18 protein-coding genes are annotated in these 21,719 nt (G+C 73.3%); 11 read left to right on the top strand and 7 right to left on the bottom strand.

What is annotated here, in order from left to right:
- The first annotated feature begins 36 nt into the window (after nucleotides 1-36).
- Nucleotides 37-306 carry a hypothetical protein gene (locus ABZX75_RS27930; RefSeq protein ID WP_355415250.1) on the top strand — a complete coding sequence of 90 codons (270 nt, stop codon included), beginning with the start codon at nucleotides 37-39 and terminating at the stop codon, nucleotides 304-306.
- A 51-nt stretch (nucleotides 307-357) separates the two neighbouring features.
- Here ABZX75_RS27930 and ABZX75_RS27925 read toward each other — a convergent pair whose 3' ends face one another.
- The 3 genes from ABZX75_RS27925 to ABZX75_RS27915 form a co-directional block, all read right to left on the bottom strand.
- A complete protein-coding gene (locus ABZX75_RS27925) occupies nucleotides 358-1,614 on the bottom strand; it encodes a CaiB/BaiF CoA-transferase family protein (protein WP_355415248.1) in 1,257 nt (418 codons plus the stop codon).
- A 166-nt stretch (nucleotides 1,615-1,780) separates the two neighbouring features.
- Nucleotides 1,781-2,572: an ABC transporter permease gene (locus tag ABZX75_RS27920; protein ID WP_355415246.1), complete on the bottom strand. Its 792-nt coding sequence runs from the start codon at nucleotides 2,570-2,572 to the stop codon at nucleotides 1,781-1,783.
- Nucleotides 2,569-3,549, bottom strand: a complete 981-nt coding sequence (locus ABZX75_RS27915; protein WP_355415244.1) for an ATP-binding cassette domain-containing protein — start codon at nucleotides 3,547-3,549, stop codon at nucleotides 2,569-2,571. Before ABZX75_RS27915 ends, ABZX75_RS27920 begins: the two co-directional genes overlap by 4 nt.
- A 73-nt stretch (nucleotides 3,550-3,622) precedes the next feature.
- Here ABZX75_RS27915 and ABZX75_RS27910 point away from each other — a divergent pair, with 73 nt between their 5' ends.
- Nucleotides 3,623-4,363, top strand: a complete 741-nt coding sequence (locus ABZX75_RS27910) for a TetR/AcrR family transcriptional regulator (RefSeq protein WP_355415242.1) — start codon at nucleotides 3,623-3,625, stop codon at nucleotides 4,361-4,363.
- A 12-nt stretch (nucleotides 4,364-4,375) separates the two neighbouring features.
- Here the strand turns inward: ABZX75_RS27910 and ABZX75_RS27905 are convergent, their stop codons facing one another.
- A complete protein-coding gene (locus ABZX75_RS27905) occupies nucleotides 4,376-5,506 on the bottom strand; it encodes a type ISP restriction/modification enzyme (protein WP_355415272.1) in 1,131 nt (376 codons plus the stop codon).
- Between the two features lie 131 nt (nucleotides 5,507-5,637).
- Between ABZX75_RS27905 and ABZX75_RS27900 the strand changes: the two genes are divergently transcribed.
- Nucleotides 5,638-5,826: a hypothetical protein gene (locus tag ABZX75_RS27900; protein ID WP_355415240.1), complete on the top strand. Its 189-nt coding sequence runs from the start codon at nucleotides 5,638-5,640 to the stop codon at nucleotides 5,824-5,826.
- 120 nt (nucleotides 5,827-5,946) lie between these two features.
- Here the strand turns inward: ABZX75_RS27900 and ABZX75_RS27895 are convergent, their stop codons facing one another.
- Both ABZX75_RS27895 and hmgA read right to left on the bottom strand, forming a co-directional pair.
- The gene (locus tag ABZX75_RS27895) at nucleotides 5,947-6,696 is read right to left on the bottom strand and encodes a GntR family transcriptional regulator (RefSeq protein ID WP_355415238.1); all 750 of its coding nucleotides are present in this window, start codon (nucleotides 6,694-6,696) and stop codon (nucleotides 5,947-5,949) included.
- Nucleotides 6,697-6,771: 75 nt separating this feature from the next.
- A complete protein-coding gene (gene hmgA, locus ABZX75_RS27890; protein WP_355415236.1) occupies nucleotides 6,772-8,100 on the bottom strand; it encodes a homogentisate 1,2-dioxygenase in 1,329 nt (442 codons plus the stop codon).
- A gap of 342 nt (nucleotides 8,101-8,442) precedes the next feature.
- Between hmgA and ABZX75_RS27885 the strand changes: the two genes are divergently transcribed.
- From ABZX75_RS27885 to ABZX75_RS27850, 8 genes are all read left to right on the top strand, one after another.
- Nucleotides 8,443-10,563: a right-handed parallel beta-helix repeat-containing protein gene (locus tag ABZX75_RS27885; RefSeq protein WP_355415234.1), complete on the top strand. Its 2,121-nt coding sequence runs from the start codon at nucleotides 8,443-8,445 to the stop codon at nucleotides 10,561-10,563.
- Between the two features lie 361 nt (nucleotides 10,564-10,924).
- A complete protein-coding gene (locus ABZX75_RS27880; protein ID WP_355415270.1) occupies nucleotides 10,925-11,746 on the top strand; it encodes a hypothetical protein in 822 nt (273 codons plus the stop codon).
- Nucleotides 11,747-11,969: 223 nt separating this feature from the next.
- A complete protein-coding gene (locus ABZX75_RS27875) occupies nucleotides 11,970-13,271 on the top strand; it encodes a hypothetical protein (protein WP_355415268.1) in 1,302 nt (433 codons plus the stop codon).
- A gap of 34 nt (nucleotides 13,272-13,305) precedes the next feature.
- Nucleotides 13,306-13,926, top strand: coding sequence for a TetR/AcrR family transcriptional regulator (locus ABZX75_RS27870; RefSeq protein ID WP_355415266.1), 621 nt, complete (start codon nucleotides 13,306-13,308; stop codon nucleotides 13,924-13,926).
- Between the two features lie 223 nt (nucleotides 13,927-14,149).
- Nucleotides 14,150-16,453, top strand: a complete 2,304-nt coding sequence (locus ABZX75_RS27865; RefSeq protein ID WP_355415232.1) for a molybdopterin oxidoreductase family protein — start codon at nucleotides 14,150-14,152, stop codon at nucleotides 16,451-16,453.
- A gap of 73 nt (nucleotides 16,454-16,526) precedes the next feature.
- On the top strand, nucleotides 16,527-18,047 hold the full coding sequence (locus tag ABZX75_RS27860; RefSeq protein WP_355415230.1) for a citrate:proton symporter: 1,521 nt from the start codon (nucleotides 16,527-16,529) through the stop codon (nucleotides 18,045-18,047).
- A gap of 98 nt (nucleotides 18,048-18,145) precedes the next feature.
- Complete coding sequence (locus tag ABZX75_RS27855) at nucleotides 18,146-19,558, top strand: aldehyde dehydrogenase family protein (RefSeq protein WP_355415228.1); 1,413 nt, start codon at nucleotides 18,146-18,148, stop codon at nucleotides 19,556-19,558.
- A 114-nt stretch (nucleotides 19,559-19,672) separates the two neighbouring features.
- Nucleotides 19,673-20,755: a Zn-dependent alcohol dehydrogenase gene (locus tag ABZX75_RS27850; protein WP_355415226.1), complete on the top strand. Its 1,083-nt coding sequence runs from the start codon at nucleotides 19,673-19,675 to the stop codon at nucleotides 20,753-20,755.
- 258 nt (nucleotides 20,756-21,013) lie between these two features.
- On the opposite strand, the gene ABZX75_RS27845 is transcribed toward ABZX75_RS27850, so the two are convergent.
- Nucleotides 21,014-21,655 carry a TetR/AcrR family transcriptional regulator C-terminal domain-containing protein gene (locus tag ABZX75_RS27845; protein ID WP_355415224.1) on the bottom strand — a complete coding sequence of 214 codons (642 nt, stop codon included), beginning with the start codon at nucleotides 21,653-21,655 and terminating at the stop codon, nucleotides 21,014-21,016.
- Between the last annotated feature and the right edge of the window lie 64 nt (nucleotides 21,656-21,719).

Raw genomic sequence — 21,719 nt, 5'->3', positions numbered from 1 at the left:
CCGGGCCGGGTGCCCTCGTACGGGTGGGGAGAGATCATGGAACAGATAGCAATGCGCAGCAGGCCGCCTCGCGTGCCTGCCGTCACGTGCGGTGGCAACGCGACCAGTTCGCGCCTCGACCGCCATCTCGCCGTGCTGGGCGGGCCCGCCCTCCCGCACCGTGAGACGGCCGAGGCGACGCTGCTGATGCGGGAGCTCACCTCCCGCGACCACACGCACCGTCTGCGGAGCCGGAGCGCGCGCGTCTCGCTCTTCGCGCCGCTGCGCCGCCTGCGTCGCACGCTCTTCGGCAGCCGCCGCTCGTAACTGCCCGCCCACCCCACGCCGTTCACCCTCCGGCTCTCCGGTTTCCCGGCCCTACGCCACCACACCGTCCCGCCGCAGTGCCGTGATCTGCGCGCCCGTCATCCCCAGGGCGCGCAGCAGGGCTCCGGTGTGTTCGCCGAGCGCGGGCACGGCACCCATGTGCGGTGCCGCGCCGCCCGGCAGCCCGATCGGCGGCAGCAGGGCCCGTAGCGGACCGGCCGGTGACCCCACCGTCCGCCAGCGGTCCCGAGCCGCCAGCTGGGGGTGCCCTGCCAGCTGCGCCACCGAGTTCAGCCGCGCGCAGGCGATGCCCGCCGCCTCCAGCCGCCCGATCGCCTCGTCCGCGTCCAGCCGGGCCAGCGCCTCGGCGACCACCGCATCGGTCTTCTCGCGGTTCGCGGTACGTGCCGCGTTGGTCGCGTACGCCGCCTCCTCGGCCAGTTCCGGCCTTCCCAGGACCTGCTGGGCGAGCCGCCGCCATTCGCGGTCGTTCTGCACCGACAGCAGCACCCGGTCCCCGTCGGCCGTCGCGTAGGCGTCGTAGGGCGCGATCACGGCGTGCGCCAGGCCGGTGCGCGGGGGCTGCTCCCCGCCGTGCATCGTGTGGTGCAGCGGGTGCCCCATCCATTCGGCGAGCGCGTCCAGCATGGAGACCTCCACCCTGCCCCCGCGTCCGGTGGCGCCGCGGCGCAGCAGGGCGGCGAGCACCCCCGAGAAGGCGTACATGGCCGCCGCGATGTCCGCCGCCGGGATGCCCGCCTTGACGGGCTGCTCCGGGGTGCCGGTCACCGAGACGAGTCCCGCCTCGCACTGCACGAGCATGTCGTAGGCGCGCTTGTGGGCGTACGGGCCCTCGGGGCCGTAGCCGGAGACGTCCACGGCGACGAGGCGCGGGTAACGGGCGCACAGCGCGGCCGAGTCGAGGCCGAGCCGGGCGGCCGCGCCCTGGGCGAGGTTCTGTACGAAGACGTCCGCGTCCGCCAGCAGGCCGTGCAGGATCTCCCGGCCGCGCGGGTCCTTGAGGTCCAGCGCGATCGACTCCTTGCCGCGGTTGGCCCACACGAAATGCGAGGCGAGGCCCTGGGCGGCGGTGTCGTAGGCGCGGGCGAAGTCGCCGCCGTCGGGGCGCTCGACCTTGATCACCCGGGCGCCGAGGTCGGCGAGCTGGCGGGTGGCGAAGGGGGCCGAGACGGCCTGTTCGACGGCGACGACCGTGATGCCGTCGAGGGGAAGCGGTTCGGGCCGCGGTGTCACGGGGCGGTGCGCGTCGGGCCGGGGGGTGTCATGGCGGTGCGTGTCGGAGCTCATGACAGGCGTGCCTACCTGCTTCGGCCGGGTCTGTCACCACGCAGGAAGCGAACACCCCACCGTTTGCCCTGTTTGCGGGGGATAGTGCCTCCCGCGACCCGCGACCCGCGACCCGCGACCGGCGACCCGCGACCGGCGATCCGTCGGCGCGCTGCCGCTTCCGACCTCAGCCCTGGCCGCGCGCGAATCTGCGCGTGGCCAGCGGCACGAAGACGGCCAGCAGGATCAGCGACCAGAGCAGCGCCCCGGCGACCGGGTGCGCGGCCGGCCAGGCGGCGCCCGCTGCAGCCTCGCCACCGGAGTTCCCGCACAGCTCGCGCACGGCGGTGGCGACGGCGCTGATCGGATTCCATTCGGCGACGGTGCGCAGCCACCCCGGCAGCCCGGCGGTCGGCAGGTACGCGCTGGACAGCAGCGGCAGGACGAAGGTGGTGCTGCCCAACTGGCCCGCCGCCTCCTCGCTCCTGGTCAGCAGACCGAGGTACGTGCCGACCCAGGCGGTGGCGAAGCGGAAGAGCAGCAGTACGCCGAAGGCCGCCAGAGCGCCCGCCGGGCCGTTCTCGACGCGCCAGCCCATCGCGAGCCCCACCAGCATGAGCGGAACCATGGAGACGGCCGTGGTCAGCAGGTCCGCCGCGGTCTGCCCGAGCGGGACCGCGGTGCGGCTCATCGGCAGGGTGCGGAACCGGTCCATCACCCCGCGGTGGGCGTCCTGAGCGGCCGTGAACATGCCGGTCATCAGCCCGCTGGCGGCAGTGGCGGCGAGCAGCCCCGGGACGAGGAACTCGCGGTACTCCGAACCCGGCATGGCCAGCGCGCTGCCGAAGACGTAGCCGAAGAACAGCAGCATGGTGATCGGCATGGTCTGGGTGAGGATCAGCAGCGCCGGGGCGTGCCGGGCCTTCTGAAGCTGGCGGGTGAGGACGGCGCCGCCGTCCGAAAGCAGGGTGCTGCTCATGCGGCGTGCTCCTTGTCGGGGGAGGGTCGTCCGGTGGCGGTACGGACCCGGGTGAGGCGCAGGAACACCTGGTCCAGGGTGGGCGGGCGCAGGCTGGCGTCGGTGACGGGGACCCCGGCGGAGTCCAGCGCGCGGATGATGCGCGGCAGGGTGAGCCCGGAGTCGAGCACGCTCACGCCGACGGTGAGCCGCTCCTCGTCGAGCACGGGCCGGCCGCCCGTGAGCTGGTCGAGTACGACGGCGGCGCCCGCGAGGGCCTCGCGTGCGGCGACGGCGACCTCGGCGTGGGCGCCGATCCGGGCCTTCAGCTCGGCCGGGGTGCCGGTGGCCACGGCTCGACCGCTGTCGACGACCACGATGTCGTCGGCCAGCCGGTCGGCCTCCTCCAGGTACTGCGTGGTGAGCAGCACGGTGGTGCCCTCGTCGGCGAGGGCCCGTACCGCCCCCCAGATGTGCTCGCGGGCGGCCGGGTCGAGGCCGGTGGTGGGCTCGTCGAGGAACAGCACCCGGGGGCGGGTGATCAGCCCGGCGGCCAGGTCGAGGCGCCGGCGCATGCCGCCCGACCAGGTGGAGGCCACGCGGTCGGCGGCTTCGGCGAGGCCGGAGCGCTCCAGCAGCTCGTCGGCCCGCGCGCGGCTCGCGGAGCCGCGCAGTCCGGCGAGGCGGGCGAAGAGCCGGAGGTTCTCACGGCCGGTCAGGTCCCCGTCGACGGAGGCGTACTGGCCGGTGACACCGATGGCGCGGCGGACGAGGGCGGGGGCGCGGGCGACGTCGTGGCCCGCGACGAGGGCGCGGCCGCCGGTGGGCGCGGTGAGGGTGGTGAAGACCCGGACGGCGGTGGTCTTGCCCGCGCCGTTGGGGCCGAGGAGCCCGCAGACCGTGCCCTCGGGGACAGCGAGATCGAGCCCGCGCAGGGCATGGACCTCCCCGTAGCCCTTCTCCAGACCTTCACTAAGTACAGCGTACGTAGTCGTCATGGGTGGCACCCTACCCCACTACGTACGGCGTACGTAACTAGGATGGGGGATGAGACGGACGAGGTGATGAGCGATGACACCCAGCGGGCACCCCGCTGAACCCGAAGTGATCTGGGCCCGCCCGCAGCGGGCCGGCCGCGGCCCGCGGCCCGCGCACAGCCGCGAGTCGATCGCGGCCGAGGCCGTGCGCATCGCCGACGCGGAGGGGATCGAGGCCGTCTCCATGCGGCGGGTGGCGGCCGGGATCGGCGCCGGGACGATGTCCCTGTACAACTACGTGCCGCGCAAGGAGGACCTGTACGAGCTGATGGTCGACGCCGTCGGCGGGGAGTACGAGCTGACCCCGCCGACCGGGGACTGGCGGGCCGACCTGCTGGCGCTGGCCCGCCAGACACGCGCCCTGATGCACCGCCATCCCTGGCTGCCCCGCCTGCTGACCCCGGTCTACGGCTTCAGTCCGAACGCCCTGCGCTACCTGGAACACAGCCTGGACTGCCTGGCGCCGCTGGACGTACCGGACGGCGAGAAGCTGGAGCTCGTCGCCGCCGTCAACGGCACGACGGCGACGTACGTCGCCGGCGAACTCGCGCTGGCCGAGCGGGCCCGCTCCCTGCCCTGGACCGAGGCCGCGGAACAGGCCGCACGCAATGCCTACCTCGGCTCGCGGCTCGCCACCGGACAGTACCCGCGGCTGACGGCGGCCCTCACGGGCGGCGCCGACCCGGCGCCCGGCGCGACCCGCCACGCGGTGCCGGACATGGCGGCGGTGTTCGACCGCACGGTGTCCCGGCTGCTGGCGGCGTGGGGCCCGTAGGCCCCCCGGACCTCAGAGCAGGGCGAACTGCCCGCCGGGGCCCTCCTCCTGGTGGTCCAGCACCGAGGCCGGGCGCCGGGCCCAGCGGGGCGGCGGCAGCACACCGGCCGCCCGGAGCTCCGTCGCGGACAGCCCCGGGCCCGGCTCGAACGCCGCCCGCTCGGGGGCCAGGCCGGCCAGCAGCGCCAAGGTCGTGACCAGGGCCAGCAGTTCCGAGGTCCAGCTCTGCGGCCACTCGGCCGGGCCCAGCGCCTCCAGCCCGTCGGCGTCCGGGCCGCGGTGGGCGGTACGGGCGGCGAACCAGGCCTCCAGTACCCGCGCGCCCCGCACCTCGTACTCCCAGGCGCCCGGCGGCACGGGCGACACGGTCCCGCTCCCGAAGCCGGGCGTGCGCAGGCTCAGCGTCTCGCTGTCGTACGCCAGCTCGTGCGGCCAGGCCGGGACCGCCGAGCGCACGTAGGGGCGGCGCCCGCCGGGCAGCCGGGGCGCCTCGGCGCCGCGGGCCCCGCGCAGCTGGACGGCGAGGAGGCGGTGCCCCAGCTCCAGGCCGGCCCGCCAGCGCCCGGGGTCGGCGGCGAGCGGCACCTCGTACCCCCGCGGCCCGGGGCGGCCCGCCGCGAGGATCCAGCACAGCACGTCCTCGGGGGAGACCCGGCCGCCGTAGCGCTCGCCCAGCAGTGCCGGCAGGCCGGGAGCGAGATTCGGCTCGGCGCCGCCCGGACGCCGGTGCAGGGGGCGGACCGGGCCGAGCCGGCCGGCCGGGAGGTGCGCGGTGACCAGGAGGTCCGGGGCCTCGACCGTGAACAGCTGGTGCTCGTCCCGGACACGCCACAGCTCCGGGCGGGCCATGTCGATGAGTCGCTGGTCCGGGAGGAGCCACTGCTCGTCGAAGGGGTCGCGCAGGACCCGTACGGGATCGGGGCAGGGGCCGGGGGCCTCGGAGAACCGGGCGGTACCCGAGCGCTGGCCGGGCAGCGCGGCCGCCCCGGCGGCGGGCGACCGGTTCCGGCTCGGGCGGAACAGCCGCTCCCGCTCGGCTCCTTCGGCGCCGGTCAGGGCCGCCCAGCGGACGCGCAGGGTGGCGGCATCGGGCGCGGCCACCCAGTCCCGGCCCAGGCGCAGGCTGCCCACGGACCAGGGCATCAGGTCGTCCAGCAGGGGTACGTCTTCGCTCACCCGGCAGATGGTAGCGACGGGACCCGGCGGCCGGGCTGCGTCCAGGCCGAAGCGCTACGCTCCTTATGTACGGATACGTACCGGCTGAGGAGAGGGCCATGAGTCAATACGACGAATACTCGACGCCGTCGCAGGCGGAGGGTGAGCGGCTCGAAGAGGACATGGACGAGATCCAGAAGAGGCAGCGGCACGCCGAGACGATGCGTACCACGCCGTCCCAGGCGGAGGGTGAGCGCGGCACAGAGGACGATAAGAACCAGAAGAACCAGAAGAACGAGAAGAAGTAGAACCCGGCCGTCGGCCGGCCCGCCCGCCCCCCGTCCCCCCGTCTGTCGCCGTCTGTAGCTGTCTGTCCCCGTTCGTCCCGCCGTCCGGCCGGCGGTCGAAACGCCGGGAAACCGCCGTGATCAGTGCGCGTCGACCGTCACGGTGAAGGAGAACCGGTCCCCGCGATAGCGGATCCGCGCCACGTCCACCACACGGCCGCCCTCGTCGTACGTCACGCCCGTGTAGTGCAGGATCGGACTCAGCAGCGGAACCCGGAGCAGCTCGGCCGTCTCCGGGTCGGCGAGGCGGGCCTCGACGGTGTCCGTGATCCGGCTGATGCGCACGCCCGCGATGTCCCGCAGCACCTTGGTCATCGGCCAGCGTTCGAGATCGGCCAGGTCCACCGCCGTGGCGAGCTCCGGAAGGATCGCGTTCTCGGCCCAGTTCGTCGGCTCGCCGCTTTCGCGATCGTGGCGCAGCCGGCGGTACGTGACCACCTCGGCCGTGTCCGGGAAGTGCTCCAGCAGCTCCCCGGACACGGCCGTCCGCGCGTGGCCGAGAATCGTCGTACGGTCGCCCGACTGCTGGGCCACGATGGCGTCCACGGAGCCCAGCAGCCGGACGGGGGCCCCGCGCAGGGCGCCCGGTTCGATGAAGGTGCCGCGCCGCCGGTGCCGGCTGATCAGGCCTTCGCCCTCCAGCTCCTTCAGCGCCTGCCGCATGGTCAGCACGCTCACCCCGTAGTGCTCGGCGAGCTGCTCCTCGGTGGGCAGGCGCAGAGAGGCGTCCGGGGTGCGCCCGAGTATGGAGGCGCGGAGCGACTGTGACACCTGGTACCAGAGTGGCAGCTTCCGGTTCAGTACCAGCGAATCGGGGGCGAAGGCGGTCACGGTCGGTTCTCCGAACGGCTGGACAGGGGTGGCGGCGTGCGACGGGTGCGGCCTGTGCAGGGTATGCAGCCCAGGTCAGGCGCGGAAGTGGCGCTGCAGACCCTGCCATACGTCGTCGTAGCCGGCCTGGAGGTGACCCGCACCCGCGGCCTGGGCGGTGGCCGTGATCGGCCAGCGGGTCTCGAACATGAAGGCCAGGCCGTCCGCGATCTTCTGAGGCTTCAACTCGGCGGCGCTCGCCCGGTCGAAGGTCTCCCGGTCCGGGCCGTGCGCGGACATCATGTTGTGCAGCGAGCCGCCGCCGGGGACGAAGCCTTCGGCCTTGGCGTCGTAGGCGCCCTCGATCAGGCCCATGTACTCGCTCATCACGTTGCGGTGGAAGTACGGCGGGCGGAAGGTGTCCTCGCCGACCAGCCAGCGGGGGGCGAAGACCACGAAATCCACGCCCGCCAGCCCCGGGGTGTCCGAGGGCGAGGTCAGGACCGTGAAGATGGACGGGTCGGGGTGGTCGTAGCTGATGGAGCCCAGGACGTTGAAGCGGCGCAGGTCGTAGACGTACGGGACGTGGTTGCCGTGCCAGGCGACGACATCGAGCGGGGAGTGGTCGTAGGTGGCCGACCAGAGGTTGCCGCAGAACTTGTTGACCACCTCGGTCGGGCGCTCGCTGTCCTCGTACGCCGCGACCGGGGCCCTGAAGTCCCGCGCGGCGGCGAGGCCGTTGGCGCCGATCGGGCCCAGGTCCGGCAGCTCGAAGGGCCGGCCGTAGTTCTCGCAGACGTAGCCGCGGGCGTCGGCGTCGAGCAGCTCGACGCGGAAGCGGACGCCGCGCGGGATGAGGGCCACCTCGCCCGGGCGGGCGGCGAGCAGGCCGAGCTCCGTGCGCAGGAGCAGTCCGCCGCGCTCGGGGACGATCAGCAGCTCGCCGTCGGAGTCGCTGAACACCCGGTCCACCATGGGGGAGTTGGCCGAGTAGAGGTGGATGGCCATGCCGGTGCGCTGGGTGGCGTCGCCGTTGCCGCCGAGCGTCCAAAGGCCGTCAAGGAAGTCCGTGCCGGGGGCCGGGTCGGGCAGCGGGTTCCAGCGCAGCCGGTTGGGGTCGGCGGAGGCCTCGGTGAAGGGCGCGCTGCGCAGCCGGCCGTTGTCGGTCCGGGTGAAGGGCGGGTGCGCGGCGGAGGGCCGGATCCGGTAGAGCCACGAGCGGCGGTTGTGGCTGCGCGGCTCGGTGAAGGCGCTGCCGCTGAGCTGCTCGGCGTAGAGACCGAGGGGTGCGCGCTGGGGCGAGTTCCGGCCGAGGGGCAGGGCGCCGGGGACGGCCTCCGAGCTGTGCTCGTTGGCGAAGCCGGTGAGGTACTCCAACGCCTCTGCCGTCTTCCTGGCCTGCTCGCTGCCGGCCTGCTCACTCATGGCTGCTCCCGATCGGTCGAAGGAATCCTATGGTCGACAGTAGGATTCCGAGGCCCGCGCGTCAACGGTGGCTCTCGGTCACCTGGCCGCCGTTCGGTCGATTCGCCGGGATTGCCGGGGTCGCGGGGCGGGCGGAGGTCGCGGAGGTGCCGGGATCCTGGGGGTGCCGGGGCCGGGGGCCCGTTCAGGCTCGCCCGATTCGCGTCACGGGCGTCCCGCGCGTCACGGGCGTCCCGCGCAATCACGGCCGTCACGGGGTTACGGCGTGACGGATTGGGGCGTGCGGACGCATGGGCGCAGAGGGGGATCCGGAAAGATGAACAATGCTCTACTCTCTCGCGCATGTCGTGGACCCGCAGGTTCCCTGCCGTGCCGGCGGCGCTCCTCGCCGCCCTCCTCGCCCTCCTGTCCCTCCTCGCCGCCGCCCCCGCCGCCCGCGCCCACGAGGAGCGCCCCGTCACCTTCCCGGACGGCTCCGGATCCGTGCCCGAGTACCGCAACGCCGAGCCCGATCTGGTGGTCTGCAAGACCGACCGGCCCGACTTCGAGCGCCGGATATCCGGCTTCCCGAACGACCTCAGGCAGCGCAACCTCGCCCTGTACGAACGGTGCGAGAAGAGCGGCTACCGGCACCTCCAGGAAGCCGTCGACGCCGTCGACCGGCCCGGAATGAACATCGCGATCCTCCCCGGCCTGTACGAGGAGGAGCCCTCGCTGCCCGTCCCGACGGGGGAATGCGCGGCCCTGAAGGCACCCACTTCCTCGCTCGGCTACCAGATCCTCGACTACGAGCAGCAGGTGCGGTGCCGTCACAACCAGAACCTCGTCGCGATCCTCGGCAAGACGAACCTGCAGATCGAAGGCACGGGAGCCTCGCGGCTGGACGTGATCATCGACGCCAAGTACCAGAAGCTGAACGGAATCCGGGCCGACCAGTCCAACGGCGTCTACTTCCGCAACTTCACCGCCCAGCGCACCACCTTCAACTCGCTGTACGTGCTGGCGGCCGACGGCTTCGTCATCGACGACGTGCTGACCCGGTGGAACGACGAGTACGGCTTCCTGACCTTCGCCAGCGATCACGGGCTCTACAAGAACTGCGAGTCGTACGGGAACGGCGACTCCGGCATCTACCCCGGCAGCGCCTCCGACATCAACAACGGCCGCGGCTACGAGGTCCCGCGCTACTCCATCGAGATCACCGGCTGCCGCAGCCACCACAACATGGTCGGCTACTCCGGCACCGCCGGTGACTCCGTATGGGTCCACGACAACGAGTTCGACCGCAACATGGGCGGCGCCTCCATGGACAGCGCCTTCCCGGGCCACCCCGGACTCCCGCAGAACCACGCCAAGTTCGAGCGGAACCTGATCCACGACAACAACCAGGACTATTACCACTACGTCGCCGACGGCACCTGCGCCAAGCCGCCCGTCGAACGGGGCTACGAGCGGGGCGTGGTCTGCCCGCAGATCTCCATGCCGCCGGGCACCGGCATCATCACCGCGGGCGGCAACTGGAACCTGTACGAGAACAACTGGGTGTACGGGCACGAGCGCGCGGGCTTCTTCCTCAGCGCCGTCCCCGCCTTCATCCGGGGCGAGGAGAGGTGGTCCAAGCAGGCAGACACCTCCCACCACAACCGGTACGCCGGAAACATCATGGGCAAGGACCCGTCCGGCGCCCCCCGCCCCAACGGGATGGACGTGTGGTGGGACGGGCAGGGGCGCGGCAACTGCTGGCAGGACGGCCCCGACGGCTCCACCCCCGGCACGGTCCCGCGGTGCGGTGACGCGCGCGGCGCGGTCTCGGGCGCCTCCGCCCGCCTGGTCGGCGAACCGGTCAAGCTGGTCCAGCTCCTCGTCTGCGCGGACTACAGCGTCCAGGCCCGCAAGCTTCCGGCGGGCTGCGACTGGTACGGCGCGCGCGGCCTGGAACGGGTGGAGACCCAGATCGCGCTGGCCGTCGCGGGGGTTCTGCTCCTGGTCGGCGGCGTGCTGTGGTGGCGCCGCCTGCGCGGCTCGCGCCTGGGCGCGGCCGCCTCGCTCCTGGGCCTGGCCGGTCTGGCCCTGGACGTGGCGGGCTCCACGACGGGACTGGTCGCCTCCTTCGTGCCGGCGCTCTCGCTCCTGCTCCTCGGGCTGTGGTGGACGGGCGTCGGCCTGGTCCTGCGCCCCACCCGCCCGTGGCTGGCGCGCCTCACCCTGCTGCTGGCCGGGCTGACCCTGCTGGACGCCTTCGACAAGGCGGTCCTGATGATCCCGTGGACCCCCGTGAGCCCCGCCTGGGTACGGGCTTTGGTGGCCGTGTTCTGGATCCTCTGGGCAGTCGTCGCCTCGGCCCGCCCCGTCCCGCCGGGCGGCGACCCGGCACCCGACCGCGCCCCGGTCCCAGCCGGCCCCTCCCCGGCCCTGAGCACCACGGCCCCGCAGCCCCCGCCGACCCCCGGCACCCCGGCATGACCCCCGGCCGCCACTCCTGCGCCGCCAGCCCGAGCCGCTGCCCCGGCGCGGCGACACCTCCCGCGTGCGGGATCGCCGCCGCGCCCCTGCCCGGAAGCCGCCGGGACGCGGCAGGCCCCGACCCCCGCGCCGGAAGGGAGGGCGTACCGCACCGGCCGTGCGGCATCCGAACCCGCCCTGACGGGCCGTCCCGGCCGGCCCGTCAGGGCGTACCGACCACAGGAGGCACGCTGTGACCGATCGGCCCGACGACCGCGCCCGGTGCGATGGCTGCGCCCCGCCGCCCCCCGCGGGCCGCAGGCTCCGCGCACCCCGCCCCACCGCCCGCCCCACCGCCCGCCCCACCGCTCGCGCCGCGGCCCTGCTCGCCCTCGTCCTGCTCCTCGTGGGCGGCGCGGCGACGGGCTGCGGGGGGCGGGCCACCACCCACCACAAGCCCGGCACCACCCACGAACAGGCCACCGGCAGTCCGGGCACCCTGCTCACCACCGACGACGGCTCCGGCCACCGGCTCCGCGAAGTCCCGGGCGACGGCGCGCCGCGGGTGCAGCTCACCGCCCGCCCGGACTCCGAGGACGGCTGGAACCTCCAGCTGGCGGTGACCAACTTCCGCTTCACCCCCGACAGCGCCGGCGGCGCCGCCCTCCCGGGCGCCGGCCACGCCCACCTGGAGCTGGACGGCCGCAAACTGGCCCGGCTGTACGGCCCCTGGTTCCACCTGCCCGCCGCGCAGGTCCCCGAGGGCGCGCACACCCTGACCGTCCGCCTCTACGCGGACGACCACACCGCCTGGGCGGTATCCGGCAAGCCGGTCGAGGCCACCGCCCAGCTCACCGCCGCCGCCCCGGGCCAAGCCGGCAGCGGCCACAGCCACACCCCGCCGCCCTCGCCCGGACCGCAAGCGCAGCAGCCGGATCAACCCGACCGGACGGTCACCATGACCGTCCGGGACGGCAAGGTCAGCCCGCCACCCGCCCGCACCGAGCTCAAGCGCGGCGAACGCGTCGCCCTGCGCGTCACGAGTGACCGCGCGGACACCCTGCACGTCCACGGTTACGACAAGGAACTCGCCCTGCCGCCGGGCCAGGAGGCCACCCTGATCCTGACGGTCGACCGCACCGGTCTCTTCGAGGTCGAGACCCACGAGTCCGCCCTAGTCCTGACCCAGCTCCTCGTCCGATGACCCCGCCCGCACTCGCCACCGCAACGGCCCGGCCGGCCGCCGTGAGCCGCCGGCCCCCCGGACTCGGGCCCCAGTCCGGGACGCCGGGTCAAGACCGCGGCGGAGTACCGACCTTGGCGGGCCAGTGGTGAGCCTCATCGCGCAATGGCCCGCGCCGGGCGCCGACGGTGGCGGTGGCGGTGGCGCCGGAGGTGGCACCCGCGGTGGCGGGGACGGCCAGGGCATGGTCCCGTACCTGGCTGATCCGCTTACCGCTCTCGCACACGGGATCGGGTCCCAGCACGATCTGCCGATCTCTCCCTTCTACGCCTTCGCCGGTGCGTTCACCGCGCTGTTCGTCTCCTTTCTCGCGCTCGGCCTGCTCTGGTCCACCTCCCGTTTCCGCGGCGACCGCTCGGGGCTCGCCCTGCCCGCCGCCCTCCAGCGGGCCGCCGACGCTCCGGCCACCCGCACCGCTCTGCGCGGGCTCGCGCTCGCCGCCGCGCTGGCGGTCCTCCTTCACCTCCTCCTCGGTCCCGACGACCCCGCGCGCAACCCCGCTCCCGGCGCCGTCTACGTCCTGCTCTGGGTCGGACTCGTCCCCGCCTCCCTCCTCCTCGGCCCCATCTGGCGCCTGCTCAACCCGCTCCGCACCCTGCACCGCCTGCTCTGCCGGGGGCTGCGCCGACGCGACCCCGACCGCCCCCTTCCCGCCCGGCTGGGCCAATGGCCCGCCGCCGCCGGGCTGTTCGCCTTCACCTGGCTGGAACTCGTCGCTCCCGACCCCGCATCAACCACCACCCTTCTCCTCGCCCTCACCGCCTACACCACGGTCCAGCTGCTGCTCGCCGCCCGCTTCGGCGAGCGCTGGTTCGCCGACGGAGACGCCTTCGAGGCGTACTCCGACCTCCTGGCCAGGCTCTCCCCCTTCGGCCGTCGCAGCGACGGCCGTCTGGTTGTGCGCAACCCCTTCCACGGACTCGACGCGACGCCCGAGCGGCCCGGACTCGTCGCCACCGTCTGCGTCCTGCTCGGCTCCACCGCCTACGACGGCTTCTCCGACAACCCCTCATGGATCAACGCGATACAGACCTCCCCCCTCGGCCGCACCCCCACGGCCACACTCGGACTTCTCTGCTCCGTCGCCCTCGTCGCCACTCTCTACTGCCTCTGCGCGGCGGCCACCCGCCTTGTCTGCGGCCCGCACCCCGGCCCGCTGACCGCCTTCGCGCACTCACTCGTACCGATCGCACTCGGCTATCTCATCGCCCACTACTTCTCCCTCCTCGTAACCGAAGGACCACGCACAGTAAGCATGGCACTCGGCACTGACAAGGCCCCGGAATCCGCTCCACCACTGGGTTCCGGGGCCCTCGCCGCCCTCCAGGTCATCGCCGTCGTCACGGGCCATGTGCTCGGCGTCGTGGCAGCCCACGACCGTTCCGTACGCCTCTTCCCACCCGCGAAAGCGGTGGCCGGCCAACTCCCGCTGCTCGCGCTGATGATCACGTACACCATCGGCGGGCTGAGCCTCCTGCTGAACTGAGGCCCCTGCCGACCGAGAAGCGAGGAGCGGCATGATGGACCCCGTGCCTCCCGCCCACCCCATGCGCCGTACGCCCGTCCAGCAGCGCAGCGCCGACCGGCTCGCCCGGATCCTGGACGCCTGCGCCGAACTCCTGGACGAAACCGGATACGAGAACCTGAGCACCCGCGCCGTCGCCCTGCGCGCGGGCGTGCCGATCGGCTCGGTCTACCGCTTCTTCGGAAACAAGCGGGCCATGGCCATCGCCCTCGCCCACCGCAACCTCGACCGGTACGCCGACGGCATCGCGGACCGGCTCGCCGAGCTGCCGGTCACCGACTGGCGGCCCGTCGTGGACGCCGTGCTGGACGAGTACCTGGCGATGAAGCGCGACGCCCCCGGCTTCGCGCTCGTCGACTTCGGCGTGCCCGCGCCGCCGCCCGAAGGTCCGGCGGCCGACCCCAACCACCAAGTCGCCGTCCGCCTCACCGAACTGCTCTGCGCACACCTCGGCCTGACGCCCGACGCCACCCTGCGCCGGGCGGTCCTGGTCGCCGTCGAGGCCACCGACGCGCTGATCCAGCTGGCCTTCCGGGCCGATCCGGCGGGGGATCCCGGCATCGTCGCCGAAACCCGGGCCATGATGCAGGCCTACCTCGCACGCGTTCTCGACTGACCCCGCGCCCTCTCAGCCCGCCCCGCCGCCCTCTCGCCGCCCCCGCCCTCGCCCCGCCCTCGCCCCGCCTCGCCCGCCCCGCCCCACCCCCGCCTCAGTGCACCGCCACGTCGCCGCCTCGGCCATCGGTCCGGTCCGTGCAGACCCTCCCCTCCGTCCCTACCGGTCGGTATGCTCGGTCCGCCCGCGTGTCCGTGCCGCAGCCTGTCGCCCTGGAGCGCCCATGCCCCGCACCGCCCTGCGCATCTGCCCCCTCTGTGAGGCCACCTGCGGCCTCACCCTCACCATCGAGGGCTCGGCCGTCACCGGCGCCCGCGGTGATCGCGACGACGTCTTCAGCAGCGGCTTCATCTGCCCCAAGGGCGCCGCATTCGGCGCACTCGACGCCGACCCCGACCGTCTGCGCACGCCCCTCGTGCGCCGCGACGGCCGACTCCAGGAAGCCACCTGGGAGGAGGCCTACGACGCCATCGCCGAGGCGGTCCCCGCCCTCGTGCGCGAGTACGGGCCCCAGTCGGTCGGCGTCGTCCTGGGGAACCCGAACGTCCACACCATGGCCGGCGCCCTCTATCCGCCGCTGCTCCTCAAGGCCCTCGGCACCCGGAACCTCTTCACCGCCAGCACGCTCGACCAGATGCCCAAGCACGTCTCCAGCGGACTGCTCTTCGGTGACCCCTTCGCGATCCCGGTCCCCGATCTCGACCGCACCGACTTCCTGCTGCTCCTGGGTGCCAACCCGGTCGAGTCCAACGGCTCCCTGTGCACCGCGCCCGACTTCCCCGGCCGGCTCAAGGCCCTGCGCGCCCGCGGCGGGACCCTGGTCGTCGTCGACCCCCGCCGCACCCGTACCGCCCGGCTCGCCGACCGGCACCTCGCGCCGCGCCCCGGAAGCGACGCGCTGCTCCTCGCCGCCCTCGCGAACACGCTGCTCGCCGAGAAGCTGGCCGCCCCCGGTGCGCTGGAGGAGCAGATCGAAGGCCTCGGGGAACTCGCCGCCGCCCTCGGGAGTTTCACTCCTGAGGCCGTAGCCCCCGCCTGCGACCTCCCGGCCGCCGAGATCCGCGTCCTCGCCCGCGAGCTCGCGGCCGCGCCCACCGCCGCCGTCTACGGGCGGATGGGCAGTTGCACCGCCGAGTACGGCACGCTCGCCAGCTGGCTGGTGGACGTACTCAACATCCTCACCGGCAACCTCGACCGACCGGGCGGGGCCCTCTTCCCGCTCTCCGCGACCGCTCGCGCGCCCCAGCCGGCCGGTCCCGGCAAGGGCTTCACCCTCGGCCGCTGGTCGAGCCGGGTGTCCGGCCATCCCGAGGCCAAGGGGGAACTCCCCACCGCCGCCCTCGCGGAGGAGATGGACACACCGGGGGAGGGGCGGATCCGCGCCCTGATCGTCATCGCCGCGAACCCGGTGCTGTCCGCGCCCGACGGCGACCGGCTCGACCGGGCGCTGACCGGCCTCGACTTCATGGTGTCCGTCGACCCGTACCTGAACGAGACCTCACGCCACGCCCACGTCGTACTGCCACCGCCGCCGCCCTCGCAGAGCGCGCACTTCGACTTCGCGTTCAATGGTTTCGCCGTGCGCAACCAGGTCCGCTGGACCCCTGCCGCCATCCCGCTGGAGGAAGGACGGATGGACGAGTGCGAGATCCAGGCGCGCCTTATCCTCGCCGTCTCCGGCATGCACGGTTCGGCCGGCCCGGACGCCGTCGACGAACTGGCCATCCAGGCCACCCTGGCCAAGGAGGCCGCCGATCCGCGATCCCCGCTGCACGGCCAGAGCACGGCGCGCCTGGCCGGACTGCTGACCGGGGAGAGCGGGCCCGGACGCCGTCTCGACCTGATGCTCCGACTCGGGCCGTACGGAGACCGGTTCGGCGCCTACGGCAGCGCCGAGCTCAGCGCCCACGACAGCACCGACCTCGGCTCCGGCGGGGGCGCCGGGGTCGGGGCCGAGCCCGAGGGGCAGCTCAGCCTGGAGCGGCTGCTCGCGCACCCGCACGGCATCGACCTGGGCCCGCTGCGGCCCCGGCTCCCGGGCGTGCTGAGGACGCGCAGCGGCAGGATCGAGCTGTTCCCGGACCCGATCGCGGCCGAGCTCCCCAGGCTGCGCGAGGCGCTCGCCGACCGCCCCGCCGCCCTGGTGCTCGTGGGCCGCCGCCATCTGCGGTCCAACAACAGCTGGTTGCACAACGTTCCGGCCCTCGTCGGAGGTTCCAACCGATGCACTCTCCACATCCACCCGCAGGACGCCGACCGGCTGGGCCTCGTCGACGGCGGCAGAGCCCGGATCACGGCCGACGGCGGAAGCCTGGAGGTTCCCGTCGAGGTCACCGATGCCGTCCGCACCGGCGTGGTGAGCCTTCCGCACGGCTGGGGCCACGACCGTGCGGGGACCCGGCTCTCGGTGGCCTCGGGGGAGCCCGGCGTCAACGTCAATCAGCTTCTCGACGGCAGCCGACTCGACCCGCTGTCCGGCACGGCGGTGCTCAACGGTTTCCCCGTCGAGCTAGTACCCCTGCCCTGAGCTGGGGTTTTGCTCGTATTGCTCACGCGTAGACGTCTTGTTGGCATAAGGAGGCGGCGCCTACGTTCCCTCCATGCTGACCTTCCTCGGCTTCGCAATGATCGCGACCTTCCTGGTCCTGATCATGATGAAGAAAATGTCGCCCATCGCGGCCCTCGTCCTCATCCCCGCGCTCTTCTGCGTGTTCGCCGGACAGGGCGCGCAGCTGGGTGACTACGTCATCGACGGGGTCGGCAAACTCGCGCCGACCGCCGCCATGCTCATGTTCGCCATCGTCTACTTCGGCGTGATGATCGACGCCGGCCTCTTCGACCCGATCGTGCGCGGCATCCTGCGCTTCTGCAAAGCCGACCCCATGCGGGTCGTGGTCGGTACCGCCGTCCTCGCCGCGATCGTCTCGCTCGACGGGGACGGATCCACCACCTTCATGATCACCGTTTCTGCCATGTATCCGCTGTACAAGCGGCTCGGCCTGAGCCTCGTGGTGATGACGGGTGTCGCCGCCACGGCCAACGGCGTCATGAACACGCTGCCCTGGGGCGGTCCCACGGCTCGGGCCGCCACCGCCCTCAAGCTCGACGCCGCCGACATCTTCGTCCCGATGATCCCGGCCCTCGCGGTGGGCCTGCTCTTCGTCTTCGTCCTCGCCTACGTCCTCGGCCTCAAGGAGCGGCGCCGGGTCGGTGTCCTGGTGCTGCCCGGCCAGGAGGAGCTGCCGGAAGCGGATGGTGCGAAGGCGCACTTGGTCGCGGCCGCGCCGGGCGCGGGTGCGGGCACCTCCGGCGAGCACGCCGCCACCGGTGACGGCGCCGTGGACACCGGCTCCTGCGCTGCCCGTGTCGGCGCCGGCCCGGCCGAGTCCCCCGCTGACCCGGGCCGCGCCGGATCCGCGACCACCCCGGGGACCGCCACCGCCTGGCAGGGGTCCCCCGCCACCCCGCAGGCGGACGGCTTCCAGGGGCTCGACCCCGACCGCGCCACCCTGCGTCCGCGCCTCTACTGGTTCAATGCCGGCCTCACCATCGCCCTCCTCACCGCGATGATCACGGAGCTGCTCCCCATCCCGGTGCTGTTCCTGCTCGGCGCCGCCCTCGCCCTGACCGTCAACTTCCCCCACATGCCCGACCAGAGGGCCCGGATCGCCGCCCACGCGGACAACGTCCTGAACGTCGCCGGCATGGTCTTCGCCGCCGCCGTCTTCACCGGGGTCCTCACCGGCACCGGGATGGTCAAGCACATGGCCGACTGGCTCGTGGGCGCCATCCCCGAGGGCATGGGCCCGCACATGGCCCTGGTCACCGGCCTGCTGAGCCTGCCGCTGACCTACTTCATGTCCAACGACGGCTTCTACTTCGGCGTCCTGCCCGTCCTGGCCGAGGCCGGCGCGGCGCACGGGGTCTCCCCGCTCGAAATCGCCCGCGCCTCCCTCGTCGGCCAGGCCCTGCACATGTCCAGCCCACTGGTTCCGGCCGTCTACGTCCTCGTCGGCATGGCCAAGGTCGAATTCGCCGACCACACCCGTTTCACCGTGAAATGGGCCGCCCTGACCTCCCTGGTCGTCCTCGCGGCAGGGATGCTTTTCGGCATCATCTGATCCCCATCGCCCCTGGCGCGCCGAAAACTACCGGCGCTAGTTTGTAGGGTGTTCGCGAGGTCAGGTCTACGCGCTGGTGCGTGCTCGGGAGGAATGCCATGAAGGCCCACGACGGGATGTACATCGGCGGGGAATGGCGGCCCGCCGCCGGACGCGACCGGATAGAGGTCGTCAATCCGGCCGACGAACAGGTCATCGCCGGGGTACCGGCCGGCACCGCCGAGGACGTGGACGCGGCCGTACGCGCGGCCCGCGCCGCCCTTCCCGGCTGGGCGGCCACGGCTCCGGCCGAGCGGGCGGCCCTGATCGGGGCGCTCCGCGATGTGCTGATCGCCCGTAAGAGCGAGATCGCCGAGACCATCACCGCCGAACTCGGCTCCCCGCTGGGATTCACGGAGATGGTCCACGTCGGGGCGCCGATCGCGGTGGCCTCCTCGTTCGCCGAGCTCGGGGCCTCGTACGCCTTCGAGGAGCGGATCGGGACGTCCACCGTGCTGCTGGAGCCGGTCGGTGTCGTCGGAGCCATCACGCCCTGGAACTACCCGCTGCACCAAGTCGTTGCAAAGGTGGCGCCCGCTCTCGCCGCCGGCTGCACCCTCGTCCTCAAGCCGGCCGAGGACACCCCGCTGACCGCACAGCTCTTCGCCGAAGCCGTGCACGAGGCGGGAATCCCGGCCGGAGTCTTCAACCTGGTGACCGGGACCGGCCCGGTCGCCGGGCAGGCGCTGGCCGCGCACGAAGGTGTCGACCTCGTCTCCTTCACCGGCTCGACCGCGGTCGGCCGGCAGATCGGCGCCACGGCCGGCGCCGCCGTCAAGCGGGTCGCCCTCGAACTGGGCGGCAAATCGGCCAATGTCATCCTGCCCGGAGCCGACCTGGCCAAGGCCGTCGCGACAGGTGTCGGCCACGTCATGAACAACTCCGGCCAGAGCTGCAACGCGCTCACCCGCATGCTGGTCCACCGTGACCAGTACGAAGAGGCCGTCTCCCTCGCGGCCGCAGCCGTCGCCAAGTACCCCACGGGCGACCCCCGCGACGCGGGCACCCGCCTGGGCCCGGTCGTCAACGCCAAGCAGCACGAGCGCGTCCGGGGATACATCGCCAAGGGCATCGAGGAGGGCGCGCGCCTCGTCGCCGGCGGACCCGACGCCCCGCACGAGACCGGGTACTTCGTCGCCCCGACGGTGTTCGCCGATGTCACACCCGAGATGACCATCGCCCAGGAGGAGATCTTCGGCCCCGTGCTGTCGATCCTCCCCTACGAGGACGAGGAGGAGGCCCTGCGCATCGCCAACGGCACCGTCTACGGCCTGGGCGGCGCGGTCTGGGCGGCGGACGAGGAGACGGCCGTGGCCTTCGCACGCCGCATGGACACCGGGCAGGTGGACATCAACGGCGGCCGCTTCAACGTGCTCGCGCCCTTCGGCGGCTACAAGCAGTCGGGTGTCGGCCGCGAGCTGGGCCGGCACGGTCTGGCCGAGTACCTGCAGACCAAGTCCCTGCAGTTCTGAGCCGTCCCCCGCAGTCCCCAGAGCCCTCAGCAGCCCTTAACAGCTCACGGCCGCTCAGCCCGCAGCCCTGAGCAGCTCACCGCCCTCAGCACCGGAAAGACGGAGACGACGACCATGGTCCGCGCCGCCATCCTGCCCGCCGTCGGAGCCCCGCTGGAGATACGGGAGATCGTGCTGCCCGATCCCGGCCCCGGGCAGGTCCGGGTGCGGCTCGCCGCAGCCGGGGTCTGCCACTCGGACCTCTCCCTCACCAACGGCACCATGCGGGTGCCCCTTCCCGCCGTCCTCGGCCACGAGGGCGCGGGCACGGTCCTCGCCGTCGGGGAGGGCGTGAACCATGTCGCCCCCGGCGACGGCGTCGTGCTCAACTGGGCCCCCTCCTGCGGGGAGTGCCACCACTGCACCATCGGCGAGGTCTGGCTCTGCGCCAAGGCGCTCGCCGGGGTCGGCGCCGTCTACGCGCATGACGCGCAAGGCACCGAGCTGCACCCCGGACTGAATGTGGCCGCCTTCGCCGAGGAGACGGTCGTAGCGGCCAACTGCGTGCTGCCCGCGCCCGCCGGGATTCCGCTCGCCGAGGCCGCCCTGCTCGGCTGCGCCGTCCTCACCGGCTACGGCGCCGTCCACCACAGCGCCCAGGTCCGTCCGGGCGAGTCCGTCGCCGTCTTCGGCGTCGGCGGGGTCGGCCTGGCGGCCCTCCAGGCCGCCCGGATCGCGCAAGCCGGGCCGATCGTGGCCGTCGACGTCTCCCCGGCCAAGGAGGAACTGGCGCGCGCGGCCGGGGCCACCCACTTCGTGCTCGCCTGCGACACCACCGCCAAGCAGATCCGGGCCCTCACCGCCGGCCAGGGCGTGGACGTCGCCGTCGAATGCGTGGGCAGGGCGGAGACCATCCGCGGAGCGTGGGAGTCCACCCGCCGCGGCGGACGCACGACGGTCGTCGGCATCGGCGGCAAGGAGCAGCAGGTCACCTTCCACGCCCTGGAGATCTTCCACTTCGCCCGCACGCTCACCGGCTGCGTCTACGGCAACAGCGACCCCGCCCGGGATCTCCCGCTGATCGCCGAGCACGTCCGCGCGGGCCGCCTCGACCTCGGCGCGATGGTGACCGACCGCATCACCCTGGACGGCATCCCGGCCGCCTTCGACGCGATGCTGGCGGGGAAGGGCGGCCGCTCGCTCGTCGTCTTCTCGTAGCGACGGTCTTCCCGTACCGAAGGTCTTCCCAGCCCGAAGCCGGGCGCTGGCGCCAGTCCCGGGCCGGGTGGCAGTGCCAGTCCCGGGCCCGGTAGCAGTGCCGGGACCGGGCCGGGCGCTGCCACCCGGCCCGGCCGGGTGGCGGCGCCAGTCCCGAAGCCGGGTGGCGCCGCCCGAGCGGGGCGTCAGGGTGGCGGCCCACCGTGTGTGCGCTCCGCGCCCGCGCGGCGGGCCGTCCCCGTCAGCGCCCGTCGCCCCTCACGCCTTCTCGCGCAGTGCCTCGTACTGGAGGGCCAGCCCGTCCAGCAGGGCCGCCAGGCCCGTCTCGAAGGCGCCCTCGTCCACCGCGCGCTGCCGCTCGGCCAGCAGATGGGCCTGGCCCAAGTGCGGGTAGTCCGCCGGGTCGTACGCCGTCTCGTCGTCCACGAAACCCCGGGCGAAGGAACCCACCGCCGAGCCCAGGATGAAGTACCGCATCAGGGCGCCGATCCGCGTCGCGTGCGCCGCCGGCCAGCCCGCCGCCGTCATCGCGCCGAACACCGCGTCCGCCAGCCGCAGCCCCGCAGGCCGACGGCCCGGCCCCCGCGCGAGCACCGGCACGATGTTCGGATGGTCCAACAGGGCGCCCCGGTACGAGTGCGCCCACTCGTACAAGGCCCCGCGCCACTCCCGGCCGTCCTCGAACATCGACAAGTCGACCCGCGCGCTCACCGCGTCCGCCACCGCGTCCAGGATCTCGTCCTTCGTACGGAAGTGGTTGTACAGCGACGGCCCGCTGACCCCCAGGGCGGCCGCCAGCCGCCGCGTCGACACCGCCTCCAGTCCCTCCGCGTCCACCAGCGCCCCGGCCGCCTCGACGATGAGGGCTCTGCTGAGGAGGGGCTTGCGCGGTCTGGCCATGCGCCACATAGTAGGGCCTGCCCGCCATAAACTACCGGTGCTAGTTAACGCGCCGGACCCGCCC

This window comes from Streptomyces sp. NPDC003038 (assembly GCF_040611115.1).
Lineage (GTDB): Bacteria > Actinomycetota > Actinomycetes > Streptomycetales > Streptomycetaceae > Streptomyces.
The sequence above is the reverse complement of the archived record's forward strand: the minus strand, read 5'-3'. Positions and strand labels throughout refer to the sequence as shown.